Origin of the sequence: Protofrankia sp. CiP1_Cm_nod1, assembly GCF_920888515.1 — a bacterium.
Lineage (GTDB): Bacteria > Actinomycetota > Actinomycetes > Frankiales > Frankiaceae > Protofrankia.
Map to the genome: position 1 here is coordinate 29862 of NZ_CAKKTM010000444.1, position 3808 is coordinate 33669.

The window sequence follows — 3808 nt, forward strand, 5'->3', positions numbered from 1 at the left end:
ACCGGTATCGGGGCTGGTACCGGCAGCGGGTCGCGGTCCTGCCAGCCGGCCACCGACCGCTGGTGGCGAGGCTCCGACCAGCACCACCGAGGAAGCAGCCGCCAGCGCCGTGCTGCCAGCCACCGCTGAGGAGGCGACCGCTGGCAACGCGGCATCAGCGACCAGCGACGAAGCATCAGCCGCTGCTGACGGGGGGCCGACGCCGGCTGAGGGGCGGGCGGCCAGTTCCTCACCGGACAGCCCCGTGATGAAGGACAGGTATCCCGGCACGAGCGGCAGCACACACGGCGACAGGAATGACAACAGCCCCGCCACCGCCGCGACCGGTGCGGCGAGCAGCAGAGGCCCGTCCGCGACGAACGACGTGACGCTCACCGCGGGACTCCCTCCAGCCGGACCGGGATTTCTCCCAACCGGACAACACCGCCGATCCTGTCACCGCTCACAGTGCCACGAGCGCCCACGCCGCCGGCGTCTGCGCCGCCGACATCCGTATGGCCGGCGTCCGTGTCACCGACGACCACACGGCCGACATCCGTACGGCCAGCGTTCGGATGGCCCATCCTGACGCCGTTCATGTTCTGATGCCGTTCATGTCCCCGCCTGGAGCCGGGCGAGTCTGTGGCCGGGGGTGGCCAGCACCCGGATCTCCACGTTCATGTCCCCGCCTGGAGCCGGGCGAGTACGGGTGTCAACTCGTCCGGGAGTACGCCGCCGGTGAAGCGGGCGGCAAGCCGGCCCTCGCGGTCGAGCACGAAGGTCGACGGCAGACCAGGCGGGACCGGCCAGCGCGCCGCGAGCGTGCCAATCCGGTCGACGATGCTCGGATAGGTCACGCCGTTGTCCCGGATGAACGCCTTCGCCGCGGAGAGATTGTCCTTCTCGTTCACCCCGACAAAGGCCGCCTCTGGGTTGTCCGCGGCCATCTTGACCAGGCCGGGCGTCTCTGCCCGGCACGGTGCGCACCATGACGCCCAGAAATTCACAACGGTGATCTTCCCGCGGAAGGCCGTCAGGCTCAGATCAGGACCGGCCACGGTGGAACCGGTGAGGTCGGGAGCCGTCCTGCGGCTGTCGACCGGGACGAAGTCGGAGTTGGGCGCCTGCTGGACGAAACCGAAGCCACCGCCAGCGGCCTGGTCCACGCTGTCGCCCCCGCTCGAGCATGCGGCCGCCATCAGCATCGAAGCGCTCATCACCAGCATCGAGAGGCCCAGCGCGCAGACAGCCCTCAGGGAGCGGACAGCCCTCAGGAAACGGTGCTTCAGGACACGGCGGTACGACGTCCGGCCAGCCCGCATGCGCGACACGTCGGATGCCGCTCGCGCGCCCTGCCGCCCGTCCACACACACTCCTCCCGGTGACCTGATGACCCGAGCCTCCCGGATCTCCGGCAACTCGGTGATCCAGGACCGCCGGTTCCGGGCTCTCCGACCGGCCATCCAGACTCCCAAACGCGAAAAGATCATGACCGCGTTACCGCCATCTCTTCGACCGGCCGGCCGCTTCTACCGGCCGGCCGCTTCTACCGGCCGGCCACCGTCCGGACCGGAGCGGGCCGGTACGCGCCCTGGCCCATCAGCCTACGACAAACTGTAGAACTCAACCCCGCGGATCAGCTCCGACCACGGGTGCGTTCCGGACAGCCAGCGACCCGCACAACCCGACAAGCCAGCCATCCACCACCAAATGAACATCAAACAATCTCTATCGATGATCTCTAAAGTAGGGCTATTACCTGCAAGAACACTTAAATATCACTGTCCGTAACACCGCTTCTCGAGCTGGCCCCACCGGACTCGCGGGCATGCCACCGGCTTTCAAGAGGATGACGGGCCAGAACCTTCAGAAGGCCAGAACCTTCAGAAGGGTGGTGGGCCGAGATCCGGGATGCTGCTGTGCCCGGTCCCGGCCGTGGTCGGATCATGTGCCCCGGCCCGGCTCTGACCCCCGGCCCGGCAGTCGGAGCTGGACGCGGGGATGGTAACGACTGTCCGTCGAGGCGCAGGGCAGGCGCCCTCCTCTTCCCCTGTTCTGGAGCGTTCTCCAGCTCCCGGCCGGGTCGGCTCGTCCCAGGGTTCGGGGATGTCGAAGTAGGTCCGCCCGGTCGGACTGGCCCACACTGCCGTGTCACCGCCGGCCCGCTGTACCGTCCAGCCGCCCTCGTGCTTGGCCCTGTGGTGGCGTCGGCACAGCGCGAGCATGTTCTTCTCGCTGGTGGGCCCGCCGGCGCTGTGTGGCTGGATGTGGTCGAGGTCGCAGAACCGGGCGGGTTTCCGGCAGCCCGGGAACCGGCAGACCTGCTCCCGGGTGCGTAGCAGCCGGGCCAGCCCGGGGGCGGGGAACCGGCGGCCGACCTCGACAGGCCGGTCGCCCTGGGCGGGGTCGGTGAGGATCCGCCGCCAGGTCGCCTCCCGCGCAAGCTCACGGACGATGTCCGCGGGCAGGGGCCCGTATCCGGCCAGTTCCCCAGGGGTGTCGCTGACCCCGGCGAGCGTCGCCGCCGACACCAGCACCCCCACCTCCACCTCCACCGACACCTGCCCGCCCCGATCCCGGCCCAGCAGCAGATCGACCAGCACGTCCGCGCGGCGGGCATCCATGCTGGGCGGCTCGTCCGGGCCGTCGACAGCACGGCGGGCGCCCATGTCGGGGAGTGCGTCCACACCGGAAGAGGCCTCCGGGCCGGTGACCGCGCGGGCCAGCGCATCCAAGCGCTGATAGGCGGCCTGGGCGTCGACCGCGGGCAGCAGCGCCCACAGTTCGGCCATGCCGTCCTCGGCGGGGTGGAGCTGGACCTGCCGGCCCTTGCGGGCGTGGGCGTGCCGCCGCCGGGCGCCGTCGGGGTCGGCGCTGAGCACAGCGCGGCGCAGCGCCTGGCGGAACAGGCTCGGGCTGGCCCGCCCACCCCGGGCGAGCACTTTCCGTTCGACCGCGCCGGCCTGCTCCGAGGAGAGCGCCGCGGTGGTCTCGGCGACCGCGCGGACCCGGCCCAGGTCGATCTGTCCGGCCTCCAACACAGCCAGGGTGGCCGGGAGCCGGTCGACGACGGTGATGGCCAGTTCCAGGCCGGCCGCCGCGGCGGCCGGGGACAGGGCGAGCTCGGCGGCGATCTCCTCTGCGGCCCAGCCCGGCCCAGCCCGCTTCGCCTCCTCAGGCGGGGTCGGCCGCAGCGCGGCGAACCGGGCCTGGGCGCGCAGCAGACCGCCTCCAGCCCGGCGATCCGCCGCCGCACCGCGGCCATCAGGGACAGGCAGCCATCCGCATCGCAGGACGCCACTGCCGGCGGACCAGCGACCGCGTCAACCGTCGGCGGCACACCACCGCCTTTCACTGCCGACAGCCGGCCAGCCGCGTTACCGCCCTCCACCGCCGGCGGGGCGCCGCCTGTGTGGCAAGCCGCGCCGGACGCGCCACTCTCCACCGGAGGCCCCTCGCGGGGGACGAGTGGCGAGGGAGCACAGGGGCGGCAGGCCGCGGTGGACGCGGCGGTGCCAGCGGAGGCGGGCTGGACGGCATCGTGGTGGCCGGTGGGCTCCAGGGGGCCAGCCACCGCCGGGGCAGCCGTCGGAGAAAAGCTCTCGATCTCCACAGAATCGAACATGTGTACGAGACTATCAGCAGATTCGGACATTTCCACCATCTGGGACGGGCGATTCCCGCGGCCCCGACGCGCCCAGCGTGGCAACGGCGGCTGTCACCCCCACATGCCGCCCCCAATGGCGCACTGGATCAGGCTGTGGACGTAGCCAGCCGCGACCGATCGTCCTGTTTTGGGCATGTTGGGCGGCCGTGGCATGCTGGATGA

2 protein-coding genes and 1 pseudogene are annotated in these 3808 nt (G+C 71.2%); all 3 read right to left on the reverse strand.

Translation table 11 applies throughout. The features are described from left to right. Positions 1-375, reverse strand: a pseudogene (locus NBX02_RS20280) (cytochrome c biogenesis protein CcdA); the annotation flags it as partial. 281 nt (positions 376-656) lie between these two features. After that, on the reverse strand, positions 657-1346 hold the full coding sequence (locus NBX02_RS20285; RefSeq protein ID WP_250292578.1) for a TlpA disulfide reductase family protein: 690 nt from the start codon (positions 1344-1346) through the stop codon (positions 657-659). 516 nt (positions 1347-1862) lie between these two features. After that, positions 1863-3272 (reverse strand): DUF222 domain-containing protein, encoded by a 1410-nt coding sequence (locus NBX02_RS20290; protein WP_445548551.1) that lies wholly within the window; start codon positions 3270-3272, stop codon positions 1863-1865. Between the last annotated feature and the right edge of the window lie 536 nt (positions 3273-3808).